At 59.7% G+C, this 25,304-nt stretch carries 22 protein-coding genes and 3 pseudogenes; 9 read left to right on the forward strand and 16 right to left on the reverse strand.

Annotation, left to right across the window (positions count from 1 at the left end):
• Nucleotides 1-106 precede the first annotated feature (106 nt).
• A complete protein-coding gene (locus E5W87_RS02450) occupies nt 107-319 on the reverse strand; it encodes a KTSC domain-containing protein (protein WP_292393650.1) in 213 nt (70 codons plus the stop codon).
• A gap of 404 nt (nt 320-723) precedes the next feature.
• Here E5W87_RS02450 and E5W87_RS02455 point away from each other — a divergent pair.
• Nucleotides 724-1,305, forward strand: a pseudogene (locus E5W87_RS02455) (methyltransferase domain-containing protein); the annotation flags it as partial.
• Between the two features lie 84 nt (nt 1,306-1,389).
• On the opposite strand, the pseudogene E5W87_RS02460 reads toward E5W87_RS02455, so the two are convergent.
• Nucleotides 1,390-2,868: pseudogene (locus E5W87_RS02460) on the reverse strand (DUF4158 domain-containing protein); the annotation flags it as partial.
• Nucleotides 2,869-3,574: 706 nt separating this feature from the next.
• Nucleotides 3,575-3,904, reverse strand: coding sequence for a DUF6804 family protein (locus E5W87_RS02465; RefSeq protein WP_292393652.1), 330 nt, complete (start codon nt 3,902-3,904; stop codon nt 3,575-3,577).
• Nucleotides 3,905-4,168: 264 nt separating this feature from the next.
• Here E5W87_RS02465 and E5W87_RS02470 point away from each other — a divergent pair, with 264 nt between their 5' ends.
• From E5W87_RS02470 to E5W87_RS02480, 3 genes are all read left to right on the forward strand, one after another.
• Nucleotides 4,169-4,687, forward strand: a complete 519-nt coding sequence (locus tag E5W87_RS02470; protein ID WP_292393654.1) for a hypothetical protein — start codon at nt 4,169-4,171, stop codon at nt 4,685-4,687.
• A 34-nt stretch (nt 4,688-4,721) separates the two neighbouring features.
• Complete coding sequence (locus tag E5W87_RS02475; RefSeq protein WP_292393656.1) at nt 4,722-5,003, forward strand: hypothetical protein; 282 nt, start codon at nt 4,722-4,724, stop codon at nt 5,001-5,003.
• Nucleotides 5,004-5,081: 78 nt separating this feature from the next.
• Nucleotides 5,082-5,249: a hypothetical protein gene (locus E5W87_RS02480; protein WP_292393657.1), complete on the forward strand. Its 168-nt coding sequence runs from the start codon at nt 5,082-5,084 to the stop codon at nt 5,247-5,249.
• A gap of 481 nt (nt 5,250-5,730) precedes the next feature.
• On the opposite strand, the gene E5W87_RS02485 is transcribed toward E5W87_RS02480, so the two are convergent.
• From E5W87_RS02485 to E5W87_RS02495, 3 genes are all read right to left on the reverse strand, one after another.
• Complete coding sequence (locus tag E5W87_RS02485; protein ID WP_292393659.1) at nt 5,731-6,486, reverse strand: thermonuclease family protein; 756 nt, start codon at nt 6,484-6,486, stop codon at nt 5,731-5,733.
• A 463-nt stretch (nt 6,487-6,949) separates the two neighbouring features.
• Nucleotides 6,950-7,240 carry a hypothetical protein gene (locus tag E5W87_RS02490; protein ID WP_292393661.1) on the reverse strand — a complete coding sequence of 97 codons (291 nt, stop codon included), beginning with the start codon at nt 7,238-7,240 and terminating at the stop codon, nt 6,950-6,952.
• Nucleotides 7,241-7,296: 56 nt separating this feature from the next.
• Nucleotides 7,297-7,431, reverse strand: a complete 135-nt coding sequence (locus tag E5W87_RS02495; protein WP_292393663.1) for a hypothetical protein — start codon at nt 7,429-7,431, stop codon at nt 7,297-7,299.
• Nucleotides 7,432-7,510: 79 nt separating this feature from the next.
• Here E5W87_RS02495 and E5W87_RS02500 point away from each other — a divergent pair, with 79 nt between their 5' ends.
• The 3 genes and pseudogenes from E5W87_RS02500 to E5W87_RS02510 all read left to right on the forward strand — a co-directional run bounded on the left by E5W87_RS02500 (nt 7,511) and on the right by E5W87_RS02510 (nt 10,040).
• Nucleotides 7,511-7,804 carry a hypothetical protein gene (locus tag E5W87_RS02500; protein ID WP_292393666.1) on the forward strand — a complete coding sequence of 98 codons (294 nt, stop codon included), beginning with the start codon at nt 7,511-7,513 and terminating at the stop codon, nt 7,802-7,804.
• 230 nt (nt 7,805-8,034) lie between these two features.
• Nucleotides 8,035-8,202, forward strand: coding sequence for a hypothetical protein (locus tag E5W87_RS02505; protein WP_292393668.1), 168 nt, complete (start codon nt 8,035-8,037; stop codon nt 8,200-8,202).
• Nucleotides 8,203-8,849: 647 nt separating this feature from the next.
• Nucleotides 8,850-10,040, forward strand: a pseudogene (locus E5W87_RS02510) (caspase domain-containing protein).
• Between the two features lie 88 nt (nt 10,041-10,128).
• Here E5W87_RS02510 and E5W87_RS02515 read toward each other — a convergent pair.
• The 5 genes from E5W87_RS02515 to E5W87_RS02535 form a co-directional block, all read right to left on the reverse strand.
• On the reverse strand, nt 10,129-11,139 hold the full coding sequence (locus E5W87_RS02515) for a YihY/virulence factor BrkB family protein (RefSeq protein ID WP_292393791.1): 1,011 nt from the start codon (nt 11,137-11,139) through the stop codon (nt 10,129-10,131).
• 332 nt (nt 11,140-11,471) lie between these two features.
• Nucleotides 11,472-12,035, reverse strand: coding sequence for a DNA-3-methyladenine glycosylase (locus E5W87_RS02520; protein WP_292393793.1), 564 nt, complete (start codon nt 12,033-12,035; stop codon nt 11,472-11,474).
• A gap of 1,243 nt (nt 12,036-13,278) precedes the next feature.
• On the reverse strand, nt 13,279-14,025 hold the full coding sequence (locus E5W87_RS02525; RefSeq protein WP_292393670.1) for a GGDEF domain-containing protein: 747 nt from the start codon (nt 14,023-14,025) through the stop codon (nt 13,279-13,281).
• Between the two features lie 273 nt (nt 14,026-14,298).
• A complete protein-coding gene (locus E5W87_RS02530) occupies nt 14,299-15,003 on the reverse strand; it encodes a thermonuclease family protein (protein WP_292393672.1) in 705 nt (234 codons plus the stop codon).
• 33 nt (nt 15,004-15,036) lie between these two features.
• On the reverse strand, nt 15,037-15,975 hold the full coding sequence (locus E5W87_RS02535; protein ID WP_292393795.1) for an ABC transporter substrate-binding protein: 939 nt from the start codon (nt 15,973-15,975) through the stop codon (nt 15,037-15,039).
• Here E5W87_RS02535 and E5W87_RS02540 point away from each other — a divergent pair.
• A complete protein-coding gene (locus tag E5W87_RS02540; protein ID WP_292393801.1) occupies nt 15,857-16,348 on the forward strand; it encodes a hypothetical protein in 492 nt (163 codons plus the stop codon). The two genes, E5W87_RS02535 and E5W87_RS02540, sit on opposite strands and share 119 nt — an antisense overlap.
• Here E5W87_RS02540 and E5W87_RS02545 read toward each other — a convergent pair.
• The 3 genes from E5W87_RS02545 to E5W87_RS02555 are packed head-to-tail and all read right to left on the reverse strand — an operon-like array spanning nt 16,323 to nt 21,908.
• Nucleotides 16,323-17,081 carry a lytic transglycosylase domain-containing protein gene (locus E5W87_RS02545; RefSeq protein WP_292393675.1) on the reverse strand — a complete coding sequence of 253 codons (759 nt, stop codon included), beginning with the start codon at nt 17,079-17,081 and terminating at the stop codon, nt 16,323-16,325. The two genes, E5W87_RS02540 and E5W87_RS02545, sit on opposite strands and share 26 nt — an antisense overlap.
• 33 nt (nt 17,082-17,114) lie before the next feature.
• On the reverse strand, nt 17,115-17,486 hold the full coding sequence (locus E5W87_RS02550; protein ID WP_126104680.1) for a hypothetical protein: 372 nt from the start codon (nt 17,484-17,486) through the stop codon (nt 17,115-17,117).
• Between the two features lie 60 nt (nt 17,487-17,546).
• Nucleotides 17,547-21,908, reverse strand: a complete 4,362-nt coding sequence (locus tag E5W87_RS02555) for a VCBS domain-containing protein (RefSeq protein ID WP_292393677.1) — start codon at nt 21,906-21,908, stop codon at nt 17,547-17,549.
• A gap of 322 nt (nt 21,909-22,230) precedes the next feature.
• Here E5W87_RS02555 and E5W87_RS02560 point away from each other — a divergent pair, with 322 nt between their 5' ends.
• Complete coding sequence (locus E5W87_RS02560) at nt 22,231-23,181, forward strand: transglutaminase-like cysteine peptidase (protein ID WP_292393679.1); 951 nt, start codon at nt 22,231-22,233, stop codon at nt 23,179-23,181.
• Between the two features lie 178 nt (nt 23,182-23,359).
• Here the strand turns inward: E5W87_RS02560 and E5W87_RS02565 are convergent, their stop codons facing one another.
• Together E5W87_RS02565 and E5W87_RS02570 are read right to left on the reverse strand one after the other, a co-directional pair.
• Nucleotides 23,360-23,998, reverse strand: a complete 639-nt coding sequence (locus tag E5W87_RS02565) for a ribbon-helix-helix domain-containing protein (protein ID WP_292393681.1) — start codon at nt 23,996-23,998, stop codon at nt 23,360-23,362.
• Entirely contained in the window at nt 23,988-25,277 is a 1,290-nt protein-coding gene (locus tag E5W87_RS02570; protein ID WP_292393683.1) for an HlyD family type I secretion periplasmic adaptor subunit, read from the reverse strand. The genes E5W87_RS02565 and E5W87_RS02570 overlap by 11 nt, the downstream gene beginning before the upstream one ends.
• Nucleotides 25,278-25,304 lie beyond the last annotated feature (27 nt).

A 25,304-nucleotide genomic window follows, 5' to 3' on the forward strand; every position in this document is an offset into this window, starting at 1 on the left:
TCGCGAATCCGCCTTTCGTTCCGATGTCCGACCTGCCTCGCAAAGGGCTGGCCGGAGGGCAGCGCCGAATGAGCCGCATCCCTGCCAAAATGTCCGCTGATGCTGCTCAGTCGACCGCGGGTCCAACCAGACGGTAGCGGAAGTGATTGCGGATGTGGTCGTTGAAGAAGCGGCCCTTGGCGAAGGCGGCTCGGAACTCGGCGAAGGTCTCCGGCGGCACGTCCTCAAACTGGTAACATTTACCGCTAGCCACGAACCACACCGAAAGGACGTTGCGCTCCGGATCGTATTCCGTTTTTTGTATCGAGGTCGACGGCATGAGGTGACTACTCCGATCAGGGAGAGAGTCCATCTGAAGTTGCCCGCGCCCCACGGAGGGGGAAGGACGCGGGCTGATCGGGAGGGGACACCGATCTCGCAGCATTGGTTCACAAAAGAAGATGCTGCAGGAGCCGAACGCCCCCCGCGTGCGGGTGTTCCATACGGAAGTCAAAAAGCCCGCCGCACCTTTCGGCACGGCGGGCGATCAGCCGTTCACCAGGCACAGGGTGCGGGGGGCTGGGTGTGCCCGGATCGAAGGAACTCCTATGTGCGCCGGCTGCGTCGCGTCTACCAACCGGCCGGTTGGCCCGGTTGCTTGCTTGACAGACACGCGCCTATGATGGCTGCTTGAAGCGCCGATTGGGCCTTTTGCCGAGCGGCTCGTTTTGCGGGAGGGACGCTATGGCCCAGCCGGAGCAGTGGCAACTGGAGGGCAGCGCCGCGGAACTCTACGAGCGCTCCTTGGTCCCGGCAATCACAGCCCTGTGGGCTGCTGACCTGGTGGATCGCGCTGCACCTCTATCTGACGAGCGGGTTCTGGCCGTAGCTTGCGGCACCGGCGTGGTGGCACGCTCGGCGGCCGAGCGTATGGGAAGTGGGCAGGTCGTCGGCCTCGACATCAACACGGGCATGCTTGCCGTTGCTCGACCGCTCCCGAGAGGCGCTGGACCGTGTATAGAGTGGCACGAGGGAAGCGCGCTCGAAATGCCGTTCCCTGCCTCCACCTTCGATCTGGTTCTTTGCCAACTCGGACTGCAGTTTTTTCCGGACCGATCCAGTGCGCTACGTGAGATGTTCCGCGTTCTGGTGCCTCACGGCCGGCTGGCCTTAAGCGTTTTCAGCGCTATTGAGAACACTCCTGCGGCAAAGGCGCTGGCGGATGCCCTGGATCGGCATCTCGGTCCAGGCGCTTCGGCAACGAAACGGTCCGAGCATTCACTCGCCGATGCGGACGAGCTTTACCGATTGGTGGCCGGGGCGGGATTTCGTCAGGTGACCATCCACACGACGACACAGAACATCCGATTCCCCTCGTCAAAGGAATATGTGCGACTACAGCTGGCAGCGACTCCGCGGCGTAAGATGCTCGTCGATCGGCCGGAAGGATCGGCTGCCATCGACCCAGATGTCCGCAGATCTAAGCCGGTCCCGCAAAGCCGCGAGCGTTGCAATCTCATAGAGACGGCGATCGGGCTTCTCCTGCCCGAGGATTAGCCGTCGATCAGCTTGGCTGAGGTGGGTGACCGGGACGCGATCCGGAAGGGTCCGCCGCTTCTCGGCATAGAGCCGTTTCAGCAGCGAAATCGCCGCAAGAAGGGGATCGTGGCGGCGCGCTGAGCGGAACGTGAACACCTGTAGAAACGCACCGGCATATTTGTTGACGGTCGCATATTGCTCAGCCGCCAAGGTCAATGGCGATGCCTCGTTGTCCTCGACCATCGACTCAAGTTCAGGCTTCATTCGGAGCAACCGGTGCCAGCCAACTTCTTGATCGAGGACCTCCAAAGCATTCTGGCCGTAGTCGTTCGCCGATTGCAAGGCAGTGATCGTGTCGAGGAACATGCGCAGCGCCTTGGCGGTATCGGGCCTGCAATCCATGTGCCGTTGTTTCTTACGGTTGTTGGCCTGAGAGAACAGCCTTCCCATCAGCTTGATGAACATCGTCACAGCATCGTCGGTAAGCTTCTGGCTGAGTTTGATGACCTGCGCCACGATCAGCGCGTGTCGACGACTGGCATTGAAGTCGTTAGCCAGCCAGCCCGGCGTAGCATTGCCTTCACGGATCATCTGGTCCCAGCGACCCGATGAAATGCGGACCTGCAGTTTCGGATCGATCTCCAGCGTCCGCAGATAGGCGATACGTCCGGCCAGCCCGACCAAATTTGACGCACTTGGCGCATCCGGCGCTGATCGCAGCCAATGAAAGCGCGTCTGGCCGAGGGCCGGGTCAACCTCCAACAGCCTGTCCAATGACGCAAGCCGATCAGGCGAGATACCCTCGATAAGTTCTTTCTCAGCCCGTCGGCGAGCGATCGCGCGACCGCCGAGGCCGATCTTCTCGATGGAATGCAGCGAAGGCAGGAGTGCGTTTCGTTTCCGGAACTCGGCAATGACTGCTGTCGCGATCGGCAACCCGTGATCGCCGTTGGCCGCCGCATCGATTGCAGCCACAAGAGCGGCGCGGCGATCGTCTCTAGATGGCAGTCCGGAGACCGAGGTAAGCCATCAACGATCGGCTGTGATCGAAACGCGTCTGTACTCGATGCGCATAGAAGGCGTAGAGGCGCGCGTCGAACCGAGCTGATCCGCAAGATAGGTGATCACAGCCGCAGGTGGCTGCTCGTTGTCCCACAAGAGCCGCCCTGTTTGTCGCATCGTGCAGAGTTGAAAGGCGAAGCCCAGCTTGTCCTGCGGTCGCCGGCGGAGTTCGCATTCCAATCTATCTGCCGGGTCCAGAGTAAAGTGACGGATCAGACGATCCTCTTCCGTCGCTATGCCCAGCAGTATCGCCGCTTCCTTTGAACTGACAAGCCGTCTTCTACCCACTCGCCTTCTCCCTCGGCACACTAAATTCCAAGGGGAAGTGGTTGGCCATCGGCCGGAAGCTTTCAACCAACCCGGTGGCTTCATCTACAGGTCTATGCGCGTGTTCGCGCTTCGTTCGACCTTAGCGTGTCTGCGGGAACGGTTCTTGTTCGGACCCTTAGAATCGAGTGTGTGCGTAAACGAGTGAGTGCCAGTTCAGACCGGCTGGAGTTCATCCCTCCACTGCTGCCGACCTTGGTGGAGAAGCCTCCCGAGGGCTCCCGAGGGGAACAACTGGATGCATGAAGCCAAATTCGACGACTCCGCTTCTAGATCATCATCGACGCCGGCGGTGCGCGGATTTTCATACGCCGCGGACTCGACCGGACCTCCAGATACCGCGATCTTAGGCGCGCTTCGCTGCAGGATTTAATGGATGAGGATTAGGATGACTGCCGCGTTTGACCTTTGCCGAAGCCGCCTGGGTTTTCCCCCAAAGCGGAGTTGAGTTGTCGCAATCCTTTGGCGAATAGCCTGTGCTTTTCGAAGATTGCTAGCTTCTGCGGATATGTGATCCGCACCTTGGCATTGCACCCGTTGCATCTGAAGTGCGCGATCGTTCTTAGCGCAGAGCCCTTCCTTATCGCCGGATGCGAGCAATCCGGACAATCGAATGTGAGGGCAACATTAGACAAGTCTTTGGTTAAAGGCTTTTTCATTCCCTGAGCTAACCGCGTTGACGATATACGACAAAACCGAATAGGGCTGCTGCACCGACATTGAGCACTGCCCACAATTCCCGCGGCAAATATATCGGCAGAAACGGGTTGAAGATCGACGCGCCTCCAAACAGCGCCCAGGCGAGGATCTGATTTTCACGGGCATCTGAGCGCCTTATCATGACCCCGCAGTAGATCCCGGCGAAAAAGACCACTACGCGGAGCAACTGGTAATAGCCGTACGGCCATGGCGCGACCGCCAGCAGCGACGCAATCGCAACACAGATGCAGACTAGCCGAACCGTGCCAGCCGGCGTCGATAGAATAGCTTTCAGCATCTGCCCCTCCCAAAGGCAAAGTGGAGCAGATCACCAATGCGAGGCGCGCGCAAGCGAACGCCTACGGCCGGGCCAAGGATGGGCGTTAGATTCAGCCAATGGAGCCGCCATGAAACGTAAGCCCAGCAAAACCGGATTCACCAAACTGCTGGGCACGCGGGCTTCATCTATTTGGCCGATGCGCTGGTCACGTAACGTCTCCACATCAAATAAGTGCGTAAAATTGTAAGTACCGCCGGCCGCCGGCTCGAGTTCATTCGGCCGATGGAGCCCAAGCTGGTCCCCAAGCCGCCCGAGGGTGACGACTGGATTCACGAGATCAAGCTCGACGGCTACCGTGTCCAGATCGTCATCAACAGCACCGGGGATATTCGAGTTTTCACCAAAACCGGTGCCGACTGGACGAGCAAATTTGCCGGTCTCGTCGAAGCTGCGAGAGAGCTCGAGGTCGAGAATGCGATCATCGACGGCGAGGCTGTCGTTCCGAACGAGGCCGGTCTGCCCGATTTCGCTGCGCTGCAGAAAGCTGTCCACAACGATCCCTACGCGATGATGATGGGCGCCTTCGATATCCTGGCCACGATCTGCGCGATATTGGCTGCAAGGGCCGTCGGGAAATCCTCTACGGCAAAATCAAGCCGAACAGCCGGATCCAATTCAGCGAGACTATACCTGGTGACCCGAAGGCGATCTTCTACCTCGTCGATCAGGCCGGCATCGAGGGCATTGTCTCGAAGCCCGCCGACAGCAAGTATCGCAGCGGCCCGACATCGAACTGGCTGAAGACAAGAGCTGGACGGACGACGAGTTCGAACTGATGGGAGTCGAGCGTGAGCGGGGCAAGGCGGCATTCGCGCTTTTAGCGGAACCCGGCACCGGGAAGTATGTCGGTTCCGCGTTCATCACCCTGGGCCGCGACATGAAGGAGCGGCTGATGAAGCGGGTTCGGGAACACGCCGGCCCGCCGCCCGAGGCCATGAAGAAACGGCCGGCGACGCAGTGGGTCGCGCCGGGCCTCAAGCTGCGCGTCAAGCATCTCCGTGGCGATCACAGCCACATACGCCACTGGTTAAGATCTGCGCGAGAGCGTATGATTTGAGATCGCCAGGCACGCATCAATGGGCGCTGACGCTTGGGAGCTATCGCACTCCTGCCCCAACGCGAGGCATTTTGTGTTATGGCTGAAGAAGCAGGGCGGGCCCGCCTGTCAGACGACTATGTACGTGCGCTTGCGCGCGAGTCTGGTGCCACTGAGCAGCAAATTCGCGACATCGCATCTCTGATCGGGACCGATCGTTCCTCGATCCTGAGAGAAGCGCGCCTGCTGACTCGTGATCAGGGCTGATCGTTGTGATCTCGGCTCAACCTCTCACTGTGCTTTTGATATCCTCGGGTTGGTAGCAACAAAACCGTCCGGCCCGCGCTTTGCGGGTCAGGAGGTTGGAGATGGCCGACGAAAGAGAGAAAGTGTTTGACCATCAGAGCGAAAGCGAAGGGCGGGCCGACGCTCACCGACACGGTGAAGGCCACTCGCAAACGGCCGCCGACGAATAACGAGGCGACTGGCTTTAAGGGGCGACGCCACGACGGCCAGGTGAAGGACGAACGCGAGCATTTCAGATATGCCCCGTCTGCGGGCAGGAAATGGATATGCGCGACCTTGGCGAGGCGCTTCACCACGCGACGCCAGGCCACAAGCGTTTGAGGTATCCGGACTAGCTCGGCGAGCCGAAGCTGCGCCTCGCCTCGCTGCAGGATTTCTGGGACGAGAGTTCAAGACGATGCACGTCGGCAAATTTGCCGACGTGATGCTGCCCGTCGACCCTTTACCGCCTTGCCTTACGCCAGCCGGCCGAGCGCGCCTCGGCCTCGCTGCAGAACCAGCGCTCGCCTTTGCTCGGCGTGATCACTGTCTCGTCGTAATACTCTTGGCCGGGCAGATGGTAGATTTGCTCACCCGAGTTCACGCTGATGTTGCCTTTGACGTTGCAACCGGAGCCGAGCAGACCGAAGCCAGTCGATTGCTCGCTGACCGTCTCAACCTTGTCGACGTCCGCAGCCCGCCAGTCCCACGGGGGATCGAATCTGCCTTGCCATACGCCGCGATGCGCGGCCTTGGCCGAGACTTGCTCGGCGGCGAATGCTTCGTTCGAATAGCGAGGCCAATCTAGAGCGAGGCCTTGTTCAACGAGCCATTTCTGAACGCTTCGGCCGTCGGCGCGATTGCAGTTCCCGACGAGACGCCCGTACCGATCACGGTCGACAAAACTGCAGTGCAGTGGTCGCGAAGCCGCCAGGAACTCGTCCAAGGCTTGGGCAGCGCGGCGCCCGCATGGATAATCGAAGCCCTTCGCGTCATCGCAGTACTGCCGGCTCTCTGGCGCATCGATGCCATTGAAACGAATCCTTTGGCCTGCAATCTCTACCGTGTCGCCATCGATCACCGTGGCGCGGCCTTTCATCGAACCAGGCAGCGGCTCAGTCCAGTTTGTTACCGTGGACTGGAGGCTTGCGGTGCTCTGCATTACGAATTGGGTGACTGCGGCGGCAAGCGTGGCGACGCCGAGGGAGATCAGCCCCAAAAGCGGTCGCGACAGCCGCCGTGACGGCATTATACGGCCAGCGCGCCTTCGCCACCGGTTAGCCTGATCGGCACCCTGATATCGGTGGCCTTTGCCCACGCCCCTTCTCCCGAACCAGAGAATGCTTCCATTGCGGGCCAGAGTCCAGCTTGCTCGGGGCGGCCCAGCGGCTTTGTTGCAGGGGGAGGCCGCTGGGCCTGACCAGCGAGCCTTCGGGGGGCGTGCTCACGTGGCTGGTGAATACGTCAGTTAAAGCTAATGCAGTCGAAACATGCGAACGAAGTACGCGTCGGTAATTTCCGCTGCGCAGAAGCCTTAAGGTGCCCCGCAATGGGTCAATGCGTCTGGCACCACAATTGCACGGCGGTCAGGAATGCCGGGTACCCCAATGCACGGCACTCATTGGGCCCGTCGCTTCGCAAATGTAGCGGCGGGTCTTCTACTTTCAGGTCGCGTCCCCAGCCTAGGCGCTGCCGTCGGTTTCGCTTTCCTCATTGATCGTTCGAACTTGCAAATAGGCGTTCATTTCCAGCCATTCGCGCAGCACGGTCTGGATGAGTTCCGACCGGCCAATTTTCATTTCAGCCGCGATGGAGTTGAGAGCGTCGTCCGTTGCGGGCTCCAGCGGCACGCGGTAGACGTTTCGAAGCATCAGTGCAGCCCTACGGAGGATAATCTGAAGATCGGCGCGGGAGATGTCCGCAATCCTGTCAGCCGCCCCTTCAAGCTCGTTCGCCAAGGTGAGGCGTGTCACTGTTGCTCTCCTCGTCAAAGGTACCGCTCGCATTCGGCCCGGTGCTCGAAACAGAATCAGTGCGACGGCTGCCTCGGCTTGGCAAAGCCCCATCCGGCATTCTTGCCGCAGCCGGGATGCTCGCAGGAATGATGCTGGACGCCTGGCGCGGTGCCCTGCTCTGGTCTGGGAAGACGAATTTCATCGCTCAAGGCGCGCGCCTCCACCTGGTCGGACTGGTGGAAAGATTCCACAGCCCGTCTTGACGATCATTGTTCCTTATTCGTTCTCATGGCGCACGATCCGATCGACACGCTGGGCAAGGCGACCCGGCACAACATGCTCGTCAAGGCAGAATGCAGTTGCGGCAACGTTCGCTACCGCCGTTCCGCCGACCTGATGATGGTCTATGGCGGCGGCGCCGATCCGCTGAAGCTCAAATTCGACTGCAGCCGCTGCAAGCCAACGGTGAAGATCACATTGCTCGAGGTGCATCCCGAGCACCTGCCGAAGCGCCTGATGATCCACAAGCCGATGAAGATCGGCGGCAAGATCCATTGGACCACCGAGCGTTTCCGGGGGTGAGCGAGAGCCGTCCCACTGAGCGAAGCGCATTGTCTCTCTTCGCTAAGACCTCGCGCGTACCGCTCAAACGAATGGCAATTTTCTGTCTGAATGCGCTTAGGGTCCATTCTCGGAGACCCACGCATTGTGTCGCGTGGGAGACACAGTAATTCCCCGTTTAAGGCGTCGAGATGCCACGAGCACCGAAAAGTCAGTTCCTTCGACCTAAAGATCGGGCGATCTGCCAGCGGGTGGTCGACCAGGTAACCGCCGACGCCAAATGGTACAGCACATCGATAGACCCTCAGATTCTGGCCTCGACCACGCTGGCACTCTTCCAATCTGGGGTCGTCAATGAAACGAATTTGCTGGCACATGTTCGCGCGCGGCGCCACGACTTCACCAAGCTGACCGGCTAGTTCTTCATCCTACCCAAACATAGCACGGCGGCAACACGGGCTCCTGCTACCAACTCCAAAACCGTCAAGCAGCTGAGCAATTCTGGCCTGTCACGCCTGAGGTGCCGCGCGAGCAGCTCAAGACGTGGACCCGGAGAGGGCCTCAGTGGCACAAGGGCGTGGACCCTCTGCCTGTCAGCACTGGAGGGCGATCCGATTGACCCTCACGTGATCCGAAAGGCTTTCGTGGCGGCCGCCAAGGATGCGAAGATGTATCTCTCGCCCGAGTAGGACGTGTCATGGCTTTCCATCGGTTTCACCCCTCCGATCGAGACGGACCGACCTGGGCTCACCTACGGCTGCAACAACGTCGAGGGAGCCGCTGCGGAACTGATGAAGTGGACCAAGCGGGGGCTCGAGTGGAAGTAGGCGGTCGAGGCCTGCATGGCCGTCCATGATGGCGAGGGCACAGCCGACGAGCGCTATTTGCGTGCGAGCACGACGTGAGCCTCTTGGGGGGAATGTCAGCTCCCTTCCCCTCCGTCCGTGGGGCGCGGGCTTCCATGGAACCGATAACGATCAGGCTCTTCGGACTTCAAGTCTCTCCGTGTTGGCACCGAGGCGTTTTTCTGATTGTGTTGGACAAATCTGATCAAAGAAAACTTGCCATGTGGGGGCAGGTCTACGGTCAGGCCATAGCGGAGGATCTGGGTGCACGACAGACAACTGCGGTTCCGCCTGCCGGAAGATTTGCGCTTGTCGTCGGCAACTCAGACTATGAACATGCCCCATCACTTCCAAATGGCAGGAACGACGCAGCTGCCATTTCCGGGGCACTGCAAAATCTAGGTTTTGGTGTTTCGCTCACTCTCGATGTTAGCCATGACGCGATGCGCAAGGCCATCCAACAGTTCAGCCGCAGCTTGCGGCCGGGTGATGTGTCGTTGTCTACTATGCCGGTCACGGACTGCAGGCGAATGGCACAAATTATCTGATCCCAGTTGACGCGTCGCTAAGGCGACCGTCGGATCTTGCCATGGAAGGCCAACGTCTTGAGGATATCATCGACGCCATTACCGTTGAAAACAACACCGCAAATCCTTCTCCTGGACGCCTGCCGCAACAATCCTTTTGCTCAAAATCTGTCGCTCGCAAAAACGAGCCGAGCCATCAAGGTCGGGCTCGGCCTGGCGCCGGTTAATGCAGGAAGAGGGGTTTACATCGGTTTTGCGACGCAACCAGGCAATATCGCGCTCGACGGAGATCGCGACCACAGCCCTTTCGCCGCTGCGCGCTTAAGGCATATTGCGACATCCGAGATCGACATCGAGATTTTGATGCGGCGGGTTCGAGCGGACGTCATGGACGCGACCGAACAGCAGCAGGTGCCCTGGAGCAACTCGTCGTTGATTGAGCCAGGATTTGCATTCCGCCCGAAGCCGGGGAAAGAGAGATCAGCAATTCAGAATTCCCAACCGGCCATGGAATCCGATGCGTCCGATCTCGAATTCTGGCGCTCAATCAAAGACACTTCGGACATTAAGATGTTCCAGGCCTACTTGGCGGCGTTCCCAGCAGGCACCTTTAGTGAGATTGCCAAAGACCGGATATCGAAGCTTAAGAGGCCAAAGGTTCCCAGAAAGAAAGCTCCGCAAACCTCCACCAAGAAGGCGACCGTCATTGCGCCCGCGCAAGCACATAAGCCGGCAAGATCGGGTCGGTCGAGCGTGCCGAAACCGCTTACGACTACAACGACCACCGAGGGCCGGTGCCGTGACGGCGACATAAAACGTTGTCGGCAGAATTGTAGCGAAGGCAGGAGGGGAGCATGCAGGATGTTGCGGAAACTGGGAGGATAGGTCGGCCTCGAGCATCGACCCTATTGGAACGACCGTCTAGCACTGTCATTGGCGCCAAGCGAACTTGCGCGGAGATGCAAGTGAGGCGTTACGTTTCCCGCTCATCCAAACCTGACTGCTTGTCGGCAGCATCGGCCGATCCGCCCAGCGTGTCGGCGACCGTCGCACCTCGCGCACCCATCGGCTGCTGCGCACCTGTGGTGGTGTCCTTGGCGGTCTGGTGCTCCATCTCGGCATTCAGCTCCGCCCCCACAATCAGGACAATCACGGAGATCCAGGTCCACATCATCAAGCCGATGGCTGCCCCCAGGGCTCCATACGTCGCGTTATAGTCGGCGAAGTTCTCAAGATAATAGGAGAATCCTATCGAGACTGCGATCCAGACCACAGCCGCGAGGAAGGCGCCCCATGTCGCCCATTGCCACTTTGCCCTTTCGCGGCTGGGGCCGTAGCAATAGATCAGCGTGATCCCGAGGCCGACCATGATCAGCATCATCGGCCACCGAAAGATCCGCACAAGGGCTTCGGTCCAGCCGCCGAGGTTCAGCAGCGCAAGCATGGCCGGCACGACCCCCACCGATACGACAAAGCCGATACCAACGAGGATGGCGCCGAGTGTGAAGCCCAAGGCCAGAAGATTCAGGTGGATAAAGCCGCGCTTTTCACGCTCCTCGTAGGCGATGTTCATGGCTTCGAATAGCGTCTTGATGCCGTTACTGGCGCTCCACAGTGCGACGGCAAGGCCGAAGAGGAAGCCGAAGCTGAGCGCGCCAGTCTTCTGAGCAGCCAAGGACGCAAGCTGAGATCCGATAATGTCCAGACCGCCCGAAGGCAGTAGGCCGCCAAGGAACGCAATGTGCTCGGCGATGGTCTGAGGATTGGCGACGAAACCGTAGATGGACACGAAGGCGGCAAGCCCTGGAAAGAGGGCAAGAAGCAGATAGAATGCGGCCCCGGCCGCGATCAGCATAACACGGTCCTCGGATACCTCAGCAAAGACCCGCCACAGCACGTCCTTCCAGCCGAGGCTGGGAATCTCTGATGGCCACTCGGCATCGCGCCCGCGGCCCTCCGTTCCGGCCCGCCGATCAAGTTGCACTTGAACTTCGTAAGCGTCCTCGGGTGTTTTCTTCGACATGGCTGCCGGTCCGGAGCATCTTCTCCGCGGGGCAAACGTATTACAGCGCCAAAGGATGCAAGGGTGCAGACCTGCGCCCGCAGATAAACATCTGCCGTCTGCAGAAACACTGCCATCCCCATGCGACGAGTTCCCGCAATGGCGGCACTGCCGACCATTGCTTGAAGCCAGGCTCCATCGCCTCCTGACAGTTGAAGCTAGCGAAATCGCGGGCCGAATTGGCACCACGTAGGGACCTGCACACGGCTAATTACCCGAATTCGTCGCCAGGCGATTACTCGTGCAGAGGCAACTCAGAACTTGCGGCTCAAATACAACGAGCCTGCCAGTCCGAACCGCCACTCGAGATCGACAGCCCTGGAGATGCCGATCCGGCGTCCCGTCAAGATGGAGCTGGCTCTGGCTTCCGACGGCAGCTTGAACTGGAACGGAAGCTCGTCCAGTGGCAGCCTGTCATATGATCCATCGACAGCAAGCGCCTGGCAAACGCGACCTGGTCCCGAACAAAGAAGTCGAGGGTCATCAACGCCGCGATTGGCCCGCATCAGGTCGAGCTTTGATTGCGGTTCGATTGCGCGCACAAGGACAGCACTACCGGGAACACAGACGGCATTCAGGCACCAATGCAGACCATAGGAGCGATAGACATATGCGCTCCCTGGGGCGCCGAACATTGCGCTGTTTCGCGAAGTCCGACCGCCAAAACTGTGTGAGGCTGGGTCATCGGCGCGATAGGCTTCCGTTTCGACGACGATCCCGCCTACGCCGTGCACAAGAAGGGTGGCGCCAACCATATCGCGCGCGACAACGCAGGCGTCCCGGGCAAAGAACTGGCGGTTCGTGATCAACGCTTGCACCGCATCTGGACCGCTCCGGAACTCGGCGCGACAAGAATGTTTCCGCTCCGGCTGCAAAAAGCCAATCCACCAGGGCCAAACTCACGATCCTCAGCATGGCAGCCGGCGCTTTCTACTGGGCTCGGAGAGGTCTGATCGCCAATGGATTGGGTGTCCACTGACTTAAAATGAACTCGCCGCCAACACTCGTTGATGCAGCGGGAAGAGCCTCGATAAGGTCACAGGACCCGGCACTTCTTGGAATTGTCATCCGCACCCGTCAAGGTGCCCCTCTCGGTAGGTGAAGTGGTGCACCGGGCTTTGTCAGTGATCGTGCTACCGGCCGCTGGACGACTATCGCAACGGAACCCCGCACACAGCCTATGATTTATAGAGGTAGGATTGTGTCTGCCTCATGAGGACCCTCCCACACTGCTGGCAGTTGGATGGCGGATTGATCAATGCCCCCTGATGCCGACCTTCGGATAGTGGGCTATGCGCTAGAGCCAGATACCATCCTTCCGGTCGAGCGAGCCAACGCTCTCGGGTCCCGGATCAGCTTCTGCGGCTTCTGCGCCAGGCCCGTAGACCGCCCAGAGCATGTACACAAAATACCCGACTTGCAAGACTATCGGGCTAATGATTGCCCAGCCGATTGAACCCGTTGCCCAATACGTTGAGATCGACGCAAGGCTCGACGTAGTGAGTATCCCCACCAGGACCTGCAGAACATTCATCATTTTTTCAAAGCATCTCGGAACTGACAACAGCCGAGAGGCCCCCCCAACCCAATACTCGATACTCAGTACCCCGAACCAACATCCCATCATTTTAGGGATGGCGCAAGTACAGTGTCGGGTAGCGGCTGCGACGTGCAACTTTCAGTTTAAAGTTGTTTAATTCCTGAGGGTCTGTCGGCTGCCAACAGGGCAGGCGGAGCAGGTTCCCGCCCTACAAGCGGGGAAGCCGATTGGCCAGACCAGGACATTCCATACGTTTGACGCCTGCCATCGGCCATTGTGGGCCGTGCGAACGCGGCTGCTGTTCAGAACTTCTATCGCCGGGCCACGCAGGCTGGCGATGGCCGGGATATGAATCGCGCAATGATCGGCAGCACGGTTTGGGCAGATTGGTCAGCCTCCCATTATTCAAGCGGATGACCTAACCTTCCAATCGGCCGCGATCCAAAGCAGGTGCAGATATCTGATCATAGGAGATCCATAGACCAAAAGTTCCGGCTGGTGGCCGAGCCCTTCTTCGATCGTCAACTGGGCAGACGAGACAGTTCGAAGTCAGTTCCATTTCTGGATAGTAGCTTCTCGGCGGACCGGAACATGTCTTCGAACGCGAGTTCATTCTCGAAAACTACCCCTCCGACGCTTATGCTCAGGACATCCTCAGCCCCTTTTGGCGCGAAATAGACTTGCGCAACGCGCGCCCGGATACGCTCACCGACGTCCTTGGCGTCTTCTTCAGTGGCACCAGGTAGAAATACCCCAAAGATGGATGTCCCTATGCGGCCGATCAGATCCTCCTCGCGCACTGATGTCTTTATGGTCGAGGCTATGAGCCTCAAGGCCTCGTCGCCCCATTCAATACCAAATCGCAGGTTGATGGATCGAAGGTGTTCGGGATGGATGACCAGGAAGGCGCCCGAACGAGAGCCATGCTCAGATGGCTTCTTTACTCTCCGTTCAATGATCGAAGTAAAAACCGTTCCGTTCAAGCAGCCCGTCAGGCCATCGTAGGTCGCTGACTTGTTTAGCTCTTGCCGATAGCGGCGGATCTCAACCCGACCCCAGCCGATCAGCAGGAAAAGCGGTAGCCCAATGGCGATGGGGACGAGCGTTGCCGTGATAACGCCGCGTCCGAACGGCGTGAGTCCATTGGCGAACAGGAGCAGATAGTTAAGAGCTAGCGAAAAGCCCAAACTCCCGGCAGTCCCCAGAAGCGCGAGCCACGCGATACTCTTCCAAGCCTGGGCAGAACTGTTCGCCATCGATTTTGTCACTGGCCGATCTCCTGTCAGATAGGCTGGCATAAGGCCGGCAAGTTACAAATTCGGTCTCAAAAGCGAATACAATTTGATCGATCGGACTGGAATGAGCTCAGCCTGACCCACAGATGAAGCTGGAGTTGACCACGAGAAAGATGGAAGACAACAGTTAACAAACTAAGTGTCGGCGCGGGCTAAATGACTAGCAGCGCAGGCAGCCGCCTGTATCAGCATGCTGCTCTAGCTTCGACAAGCGACGGTTCTCTGAAGGCTCAAACGGCGAGCTGACTATCGAGGCGGGCCGAATATACCCATCTCCGTATCCATCGCTGTCACCTCCGCCTTGCCGTAGATACCGCTCGGCAATGACAGGGCCCAGCCATTGGAAACCAGCCAGGCGCCGACATCCTGCCTGCCGAGCCTGCATGGGGCGGCGATAGCGAAACGATCAACTTCCGGCGGTACGAAACAATTCAGTGCACGTTGGCGCAACCAGGAGTTGAAAGCTGCGCGCGCGCGGTGGCCGCAAGGCCAGACGACGTCATGAAAGGAACAGGTCTTGTTCGTGGCAATGCTCTGGACCCCGCTGATGACCACCGTCCGTCCCATCGATTCGAAGATCGCGGACGAACTCGCAATCGGAGCGTAGAGCAGGACCTCCCGCCAGTCTTGCGGCATCGGCGTTTTCGGGGGCACGGCGAGACTGAGTTCGCTGAGTGGTGGACGGGGCTCGATCCGTTCGATTTCCGAAGAATCAAGTTGTGGCGGAGCGATGAGGTCCTGAGCAATCTTGCGTGCCGGCTCTCGCGGATGAGCGTCGAAAACGGTTGCGTCCGGTCGGGTTAGCTGCTTGCCGCGAATATCCTGAGACGGCGCAGGAACAGGCCGGTCGACCGAAAGCAAAGCCCCGCCCTGAATGATCAGGAGGAGCCCGGCCAGAAGCTCCAGGCTTGCGAGCGCGACAGCCAAGGGGATGCGGCTCGGCCTGCCCATCAGCTCGAAAAGGTCCTACGGGTTCGCGCCGGGTCAAAAACCCGACGTCGATCTGGCAACCAATTTGAGCGCACCCTTTTCAACTCGATAGAACGGCATCGATCGCTGGCTGGATCCGTCGGCGCGAAACCGGAATAGACCTGTGGATCCGCGAAACCCGCTCGGATTTTCGAGTACCTGTTTGCTGAAGCCATCGGGTCCAACCGCGCTGGCGATCCCAGCAGTCAGCGCAACCATATCATAGGCGTAGGCGACATTGACGTCGGGCTGATAGTTATAGGTAGTCTTGAAGCGGTCGGCGATTGGTCCGGTTTCGCGCGGATCGAGCGTGGCGATATAGGCCCCTTCAAACAGCGGCTCGATGGGGCGTTCCAGCCAGCGGTTTGTTCCCACCACAGCGATTGTTCTTGCCGGGATACCCTTGGATTTCAGGGCGGCAAGGATTTGCAGCGGGCTGTCGTCTCCGCTGGCGACAATGACGGCGTCCGGAGCATCCACGAGTGAGCCCATGTCGGTGACCGCTTTGGTGCCGCCGTCGCCTGCCGAGTACGGGATAGTGACCGCCAGCGTTGCGCCATAGATGCTTAGGCTGTTCGCGACCCGCTTTTCAACGGCACTGCCGTTCGAGCCAGCTGCGACAAGCAATACGAACTTCTTGCTGCCTTTCGCCGCGATGCCTGCGGCGCCCGCAGCCGCGCTGTCTGCCTCGCTGAGGCGCACGGCATAAACGCCGGGACCGCCTGTGAAATTGTTGGCAAGTGCCAACACTGGCGGCCGTTTCGGTCCCGACAATTTGGCAATATGCTGCGCCGCCGGTAGTTCGGTCGGACCGATGACGACTTTCGCTCCCGTCGTGATCGCCTTTATCGACAATTCGCTGGCGTGTGCACTGTCGCCCTGCGTGTCCTCGACCGTCAGTGTGAGCAATCCATTGCCAAGATCCGCCATTGCGAGTTTTGCGGCATCGAGCATCTTCCTGCCGGTTTCCCCCGTGGCTCCAGGGGCGGACAAGGGCAGCAGCATCGTGATCTTCGTCGAACCACTGCCGATCGATTGCGTCGCCTGGGATCGGCCCGCAACTGCGGCGTCATTCTGCACTCCGGGTGCGGCGATTGCAGCCGGATCGAGCGCTTCGGAAATGCTGCCTTTCGACTGGCAACCTGACAATGTCACGGCGAGCGCAAAGGCGACTGCCCTCGTCCGCAGCCAGAGGACCTGTCGGCCAGCTTCCATGATTTTCCACCCTATGTGCCGCCGGGTCACTTCCCGGTCTGATCTTCCAGTCATGTCACGGCTGAGTTGCGCCGTCTTGTGGTTCTTTAGCCTGCAAAAAGCCGGGCTCTGAGCGTCCTGATCTGTCTGGCTTGCCTTGCATTTCGATAGTCGGCGCATTTCATGTATCGCGGCCCAGGCACGAACACCCGCCGCACGCACACGCGTTTTCCTGCGGCAGGGGCGCTGTCTTCTCCTCCTGCTGAAAATGTGGAAAAGCCGAATGTTGCCACCGGCAACGGCCCGTCAACCTCGAACCCTTCCCTTGCCAGGATCGAGCGCGCGCGCTGGCAGTAGCGGACCGAAAGTGCCGAGAAACGGCTTTCGTTGTGCCCGGCGCGATACTTCATGACGGTGGTGCACAGGTCGCCGCCGGCGAGCCTGTTCGCCTGCGCGAGATATTTGACGCCCAGCGCGATGTTGGTCTTCGGCGCACTCAGGTCTTCGAGCGGGCCCCGAAAGCCAAGCATTCGTGCCGTCGCGGGCATGACCTGCATCAACCCGACTTCTCCGTCGGCACCGCGCGCCTCGGGATCGAACCCGCTTTCGATCTCCATCACGGCGTGTGCGAGCCGCGGCTCCAGGCCGTAGATCGACGACTGGCAGGTCGCAAATGCCTTCAGCGTTTCTCTCGTCCATTCCTGGGTGGCATCGCGGCGCGTCGGCCGCAACCGCTCGGGCAAGGCACTTTGTACTCTAGTGGATTGTTCCGACGCACCCGCGCTCGCATGCATGGCAGGCAGGTCAAAACCGACCAAGGCGATCGTTCCGGCGATCGCCCGCAGCAATGTTCGGTCGGCCATCATTGTCAGCCAGCCGGCGCGTCGCCGCCTTTTTGGTCAGTTCATGTACTCGACCATGCGGTCGTGGAAACACTCGCATTTATTGAGGTAGTCTTCGTCGCGATAATTTGTCTTCAAATAGCCGTAAGCCTTGCCGCAGGCGACCTTGGCCTCGGAGGCCCAGACGAAGACAGGCCGTGACGAATGGATCCATTCCGAGCTGTTGGCGACGGCGACAGACTCGTCCATCAGTTGCACCACCTGGTTCTTGAGATCGACGATGTTGTCGGTCTGCACCAGGTTGGACGTGCCCACGACGCGACAATAATCGACCGACGGACCTTCGATGATGTCGGCGGCATACCCCGTCGATCCAACAGCCAGGAACAGTGTTGCACCGGCAGCCAGAAGTCTTGCAGACTTTTTCATGATGAATTCCCCTCTACCATTCGAATCTATAGCATAACACCTAGCCCTTGCACTATTCCCCTAAACCGCATTGGCCGTGGTCGTATGCTGGGTTATTCCGTCGTCATAAAGCAGCGTGATTGTGCTGGACACCGGCACGTTCGTTAGCGTGGCCACGTCCACGAAATTGGTGCCGTTGGCCGTACCGTCGGCATCGACGCTTAGCGTGCCGGTTCCCGCATCGTAGTTCACGAACTCGCCGATATTGGCTCCCCCCGGGGCTGTGTCGAACAACGACGTCAGGTCGATCACGTCGCCCTGGCCGCCAGCGCCGCTGTAGTCGGAGATGAGATCCTTGATGTCCAACTGGTCGAGTTTGAACGTATCAGCACCGTTTCCTCCAGTCATTGTGTCTTGGCCGAAACCTCCAACGAGGAGATCGTTGCCGTCGCCACCGCTGATAAGATCGCTGCCACCACCGCCGCTGAGGAAATCATTGCCTCCCCTGCCTATGATGACGTCATTGCCGCCATTGCCATTGAGATGGTCGATACCGGATGTGCCATAGATCTGGTCGGCCAAGGTGGCATCGCCATTCACCGTTATTCCAGGATCGCCTGGATCATGGGAGAAGAATTCGAATCTGACTGCGCGGGCCTGGTAGTTGCCGCCATCATTGTCGAAATAAGAAAGTGTCCATGTGTCGCCGGCGGCCGGTGGATTTGCGATCAGATAGTCCGCGAGCGTCGTCGTCGTTGCGACCCCGGCGCCGTCGAGAAGGAAGATATGGTCATAGTCGACGGTCGCCTTCATCAGGCCGGTGGCCGGGTCGTAGGTCCAACTCTGCTCGAATGTTCCGGCAGTCAGATCGTCTTCAACAACTGCAAAACGGTTCGCTCCAATCCTGATCTCGACTTGAACTTCCTGCTCGCGATGCGATCCCGCACTGCCGTCTCCGAAGACGCCTGGATTGCGTTCCCCTAGCGGGATCGGAGTTACGAAGGGCGACTCCTGGAAGTCGGTGTAGATTACGACTGTCGAGCCGTGAGGATCGGCCGTTATGGCGCTTACCGTGGCTTGGGACAGGCTCAGGTTCTGGGTCTGGTCGTTTCCGGACGTGAGCGGGCTGTTACCATTACCCACCTGTGCGGTATCGCTGGGCAAGCTGGTCGGCGGGACTTCGTGGATGCCGACAGTCTGAGTGACGTGGGCGGTGCCGTCGAAGACGTCCAGCGACAGATTGACGTTGACGGTGTCGGTTACCGTTGCGGTCGGCCTGTAGACCAGGTCGTCCAGCAGGTTGATGCCGCCGGCCGGATCGTAGAGCACAGTGCCGGCCGTCAGGGCGACGTAGGTGACGCCATCGAAATAGAACGTGCCTGTGGGGATCGTCCCCGTCGCGGTGACGATGAGGTTGTCGCCATCCGCATCGGTCGGGATAGTCACCAGCAAGGGATATCCGTCGGGATAGCTCGGCGTGCTCAAAGTTTGCTGTGCCGGATCGCTCGACATCCAGTTCTGGGTGTTTGCGGCAACCGGAGCATTGTTGACGTCCGACAGGGTGATGGTCAGCGTCGTCGTCGACAGGTCGCCGTCGCCGTCCATGATGGTGTAGACGAAGGTGTCGGTGGCGCCGCCGGCCGGCACGGCGTTGGCAAAGCCGTCATAGCTGTAGGTGCCGTTGGCGTTGAGCGTCAGCGTGCCGTAGGTGCCGGCAATGCCGGCGCCCAGCCCGCCGCTCACCGGGCTGGCGGTGTTGCTGCCGGCGGCCACGCCGACAACGCCGCCACCGGCGGCCGCACCGTCGGCGCCGAACACGTCATCGGTGGCGTCGCTCAGCACGTTGCCGGTGGCGATGGCGCCCTCGGCGACGCTGTTGGTGTCGGCGTTCGCCGTCGGCACATCGTCGACGACGTCGATGGTGATGGTGCTGGTGATGGTGTTGCCGTTGGCGTCGGTCGCCTGGTAGGTGAAGCTCTCGACGTTGTTGACCGTGTTGGTGCCGTTGTCGGCATCGGCGCCGTCGACCGGTGCGGTCAGCGTGTAGCTGTAGGTGCCGTCGGCATTGAGGGTCAGCGTGCCGTGCGAGCCGGTCGCGCTGCCGACCAGCGCAAAGGTGTAGGGGCCGCTGCCGCCGGAGAGGTTGTCGGCGACCGTGCCGGTCACCGTCTCGGCCGGGCTGGCCGGATTGCTGCCGATCGCAAGTGCTGCTTCATTGACCGTGGCGTCGTCATTGGCGGCCGCCAGGCCGCTGTCCGACAGGGTGATGGTCAGCGTCGTCGTCGACAGGTCGCCGTCGCCGTCCATGATGGTGTAGACGAAGGTGTCGGTGGCGCCGCCGGCCGGCACGGCGTTGGCAAAGCCGTCATAGCTGTAGGTGCCGTTGGCGTTGAGCGTCAGCGTGCCGTAGGTGCCGGCAATGCCGGCGCCCAGCCCGCCGCTCACCGGGCTGGCGGTGTTGCTGCCGGCGGCCACGCCGACAACGCCGCCACCGGCGGCCGCACCGTCGGCGCCGAACACGTCATCGGTGGCGTCGCTCAGCACGTTGCCGGTGGCGATGGCGCCCTCGGCGACGCTGTTGGTGTCGGCGTTCGCCGTCGGCACGTCGTCGACGACGTCGATGGTGAGTGTATCGTTGGCGCTCTGCCCGTCCTGGTCGGTTAGCACCACTGCAAAGTTCTCGAACAGGCTGTTCTCACCGAGGGCGGTGGGATGCGCCTCATTGTCGAGGAGCGTGTAGGTGTAGCTCACCTGACCTGTCGCGGCATCGTAGGCAGTCACAGCCAGCGTGTTGCCCTCCGGCGTCGTGAACGAGCCCGCCGTGAACACGCCGTTGGTGATGAAGGCCTGACCACCGATCGTCAGCGAGGCAATGCCGTCGGGCGAAGAGATGGTGAAGGTGCCCATACCGGTCTCGGCCGTGCTTGACGGGTTCGAGCCGGGCCCGCCCGGCGTCCCGACATTTAACGCCTCTTCATTCACCGTCACGTCGCCGCCACGGACCTCGGGCGTCAGGTCGCTGATCACCGGCGGTGCATCGCCGATCGAGATTGTCAGTGTCGTGTGCGACAGATCGCCGTCGCCATCCTTGATGGTGTAGGTGAACACGTCGTCGACGCCGCCGGGCGTGCCGGCATCGCGCGCATAGCTGTAGGTGCCGTCCGCGTTCAGCGTAAGCTTTCCGTAAGTCCCCTGGATTTGCACGCCAAGCGTGCCGCCGTCGTCCAGATCGGAATTCGTCGTGCCGCTCGTGACCCCGACCACCGTCGCACCATCGGCGCCCTGCGTGTCGGCCGCCCCGTCAGTCACGTTGACGTCAACGCCGTCTGTCCCGCCAGCAAGCACATTACCCGTCGCGGGGCCGAACTGACCCCCCGCGATGCTGTCCGTGTCGGCAATCGCCGTCGGCGCGTCGTCGACGATGTTGATGGCCAGGTTGCCTGGCGCTCCCGGATCGCCATCGGCGTCCGTCACCGCGACGGGGAGGTTTACGCTGGTGGTGTCGCCGGAGGTGTTGTCGATGAGCGTATAGGAATAGCTGATCGTGCCCAAGCCGGTCGCGGAATCATAGACATAGCTCGCTGTCAGCGAGCCGGTCGCGTCGGTGAAGGTCTGGGGCACGCCGGTGAGCACATGGCCGCCCAGCGAGACTTCCGACACGCCGTCCGGCGAGCTGAAGCCGATTGTGCCAGAGGTCGTCTCCGAGGCCGCAGGCTCATTCGAGCCATGTGACTCGCCGCTGCGTGCCGGCAGGCCAGCCTCATAGACCGTGGTCGAGGCTACAGGATCAATCGAAGGGGTAGAGTCTTTCTCCCTGACGCCAATCGTCAGTTCGCGCGGCTCCAAACGGCCAAACTGCAAGGCCGTCGGCGGCAGCAATGCCGATAGATCGAACCCGTTGCCGATCCCACCGACTGGAACCGCGAAGTTTCCGCCGGCGCTGCCCGGCGTCCCGTTTCCCGGCCCCGCCGAGATCGAGCCGTCGGCGCCGAAGGCAATGTCGACATGGCTTGCTTCAAGCGCCGCCAGTAAGGCGACGCGCGGCACCTCAATGTCGCCGAGAATAAAGGTCGGCACGTTCAGGGCACCGTCCTTGATGACGACCACCGAGCCGTCTGGTTGTTCGAGCAGAAGGTGGCGGCCGTCGACTCGGATATTGTCGATAGCGACGTTGGCCGGAAATCTCACGGTGTTGCTGGCGTCGGCCACATATTCATGCGGCGCCGCAGCCGCTGGTGCATTGGCCGCTGCCGGCGCTTCCGTTTGCACTGCTGCGCCGTTGCCCACATCCGCCGGCACCGGCTCGGCTGCTGCCGGTTGCTCGGTCGAGGCTGCTTGCGCGACCTTGATACCTGCCGCCGATGCCAGGCCGCTGTGTTCATTGGAACCAGAATGTTCGTCCGAGGAACCTGAAACACTGTCCAATTCGAGAATGGTCGCCATAGCTGAAACCCCTCCGGTATTTCTCTGGAAGAGACAGCGGTAATCTCGGCTTTGCAACAGTCTGGTAATCTATTCCATATATCCTAATATGCATTTGCCACTATTTTTTACGCATGGTAAATCATATTTATATAACCCTATATATGTTGCCGCAGCAGACCAATTTGCTGGCAATCCTTACGACAGTGATGCGGCAAAATAAGTATAAATATGAATAAAATTTTACACAAAATAGACGTAACCCTTTACGACAAAGTTATCTGCCTTCCTTTCCAATAATTTGAGACAAGATTGGTAGCGTCCACAGTCAAAGGTGGGCGTTATGAAAAAAGAAAAGACTGGCCTGGGTGGTCTCAAAATGCTGTTGCTGGCGATCGGCCTTGTCGGCCTGTCGCAGCCAGCACTCGCGAATGCCATTGTGGCGGATGTCGCTGCGGCCGGTGCGCTGCAGCAAAAGGTGCAGGCGCCGCCATGCCTCGGCGGCGTTTCGTTGGCGAGGTTTCAGCCTTGGCGGCCTGCTGAAGCTTACCGCACAGATATGTTTCCCGGCAGCTACGGGCCAGCCGTTGCTTATTACGGGGAGGCTCTTTCGACGTCGCGAGGCGATGTCGGCATAGATCCTGTGCAGACGGCGGCGATAATCCCCGGTGTGTTCGGATCGGTTGCCTTGTCCATGCGCAACTCTCCCGTCTCGGCACGCTGGGCACCTGTCTACAGGGCCATCGCCGGCTGCTCTGCGAGCAGTGCGTGCGAGCGCAAGAGCGCTGCTTTTGCCGAGATCGTTAACGCTGTCAAAGACCGGGGATTCAGCGACAAGCTGTCCTTCGTCAACAGCAGCATAAACCGCGCAATTGCCTATAAGAAAGACAGTGCAGTTTACAGCAGGCTCGACTATTGGGCGAAGCCTTCGGAAATCCTCGAGCGGCGGGCTGGCGACTGTGAGGATTTTGCCATCCTCAAGATGGCGGCACTGCTGCGGGCCGGCATCCCGGCTCAGAGCATGTCGCTTGTTGTTCTCCAGGATCGCCGCAAAAAATTCTTTCATGCCGTGCTTTCGGTGAGTACGGACAGCGGCACATTCATCCTCGATAGTCTCAACAACACTGTTTTGAAAGACAGCGATCTCCCTGACTATCTGCCGCTGTATTCCTTCAGCACTGATCGGGCGTGGATCCATGGCGCAAAACCAGGGGGCGCGCAAATAGCCGACATGAAAGGCGCTTTCGCAAAGGTTGCTCCTGGCGAAGGTCTGGAGCCGGATATGTCCCTGTGAAATTACGCGAACCATCGTCAGCCTGGATTGAGCTGCACTTGCCCGGAGCGGCAGCTCTAAAGCGCGTCGCATTTGAACGGATTCATGCGACGCTCTAAGTTCTTGTTTTTATGGCATATCGCAAAATCGCTGCGCACCCTCGGGTCAAGCCCGAGGGCAAGCTTTTGCGCGACATGCATTAGCCGTTGACGAACGCCATCAGCAGCTCCGGTTCGGGTACGGGCGCCCGCACTGCGTTCAATTGACCCCGATACCGACGTTCGCCGGCGCCGATGACGAAGCCGCTGGCGATCGGAACTTCGCCATTGGCATCGAGTCGGGCAAAAATGTCGGCGACATTGAGATCCAGCGCCAGCTTGAGATCTTGTCGTGCATCATTGTTTGGTCCGGCCGGCAACTGACGCTTGACCAGTTGCTGGAACGGAGCATTGAAAGTCAGGATCTTCTTCGATGACGCCAAGGCAAAAGCGGGCGAGGGGCAGGCAACCAATATGGCATTGATCGTTCTGATCGATGCAAGCTTTCGTAGGATCAGGTTTTCATCCGCCAGCCCGAGTATGCAGGCCACCCGTATCGCCGACGTCAGATTACCAGTCTTGGTTTGATTTTTGGCGATCTCGTCGATCAGCATGCCGATCGTGCATTTCCTATTTTCAGCCATCTGCTTCAGCGACATCCAGAAAGCCTTTTCCAGACGAATGCCGCGGCGTATGCCGCCACGCGCGACAACCCGGAACTCCAGCCCGAAATCCTCTCTGGTGATCGGCAGAAGCAACCGATCATGGGTGGTGGGAGGAGAGTTGGCGCTAGCGCTCACTCATGGCCTCCTGACGCGCCTTGTTGATCGGCTTCAAAAGGTAACTGAGGATCGTCTTGCGTCCTGTCTTGATGTCGACTGAACAGATCATGCCGGGGATGATCGAATAGGCCTTGCCGTCCCGTTCGAGGGTGGACTTGTCCGTCGCGACACGCACCTGGTAAAAGGGCTCACCCGTTTTCTCGTCGACCAGGCTGTCGGCGGTGATGTTGGAGACCTTGCCTTCGATGCCGCCGAAGATCGAGAAGTCGTAAGCGGTGACTTTTATCAGCGCCTCCTGGTCGGGACGAATGAAAGCGACATCGCGTGGCGAGACGCGCGCTTCGACCAGCAAGGTTTCGGAGGTGGGCACGATGCCTGCCACGACCGAGCCAGGCTGGACGAAGGCGCCAACCGTGTTTAGCTCCAGTGTATTGACGATGCCGTCCACCGGCGAACGGATATCGGTGCGCGCTACCTTGTCAGTAGCCCCACGAATGGTTTCGTCCACGACCGAAAGCTCGGCCAGCGCCTGCGTCAGTTCATCCAGTGCTTCCTGCTGCAGCTGGAGGCCGAGCTCATCAACCTGGAGTTGAGCTTCAGTGATCGTTGACCTGATCTTCTTGACTGTCTCGCCGGACAGGTTCAGCTGACCGTTGAGTTCAGTCTGCTCCCGTTCAACCCGGATTTGCTCTGTCCTGGCCATCAGCCCCTTTTTGACCATTGATCCAACCAGTTTTGCCTCTTGGTCACTAACGGCTAGGTTCCTTGTCAGGCGGTCGGAATTGGCGGCTGCTTCGTCCAGTTCCTTCTCGCGCTGGTCGAGGCGCGATTTGAGAACCGACAATTTATTGTCGAAGTTTTCGCGCCGGGCCGTGAGAAGCTTTTGTTCATTGTCGCAGATTTGCGGAGCGATCGACTGAATGTCAGCCGGGCACGGAAAGGGCCCTGCGAGATTGCCGCTTTGTTCGTATTTGAGCCTTGCGATTCGCACTTCAAGCGCGCGTGACTTGGCCTGCTGCTCGCCAAGGCTGGACGTATTCAGCGTGTTGTCGAGGCGAATGATCAGGTCGTTTTTCCTGACGACCTGCCCAATCTTGACGGCGATTTCTTGGACGACGCCGGCTTCGCTGGCCTGGATGATTTGGGTCTTGGACGCCGGGATGACCTTGCCGTCGCCGCGTGCGATTTCATCGACTTCGGCAAAAGACGCCCAAGCAACAAAAACGACGAAGAGCGCTCCGATAATGAATATGGATGCCGACGCGAAAAGCGGCGGACGGTCTTCTCTGGCAAGCATTTCCCCACGCCCCATTATATTGAACTC

Source organism: Mesorhizobium sp. (assembly GCF_004962925.1).
Classification (GTDB): domain Bacteria; phylum Pseudomonadota; class Alphaproteobacteria; order Rhizobiales; family Rhizobiaceae; genus Mesorhizobium.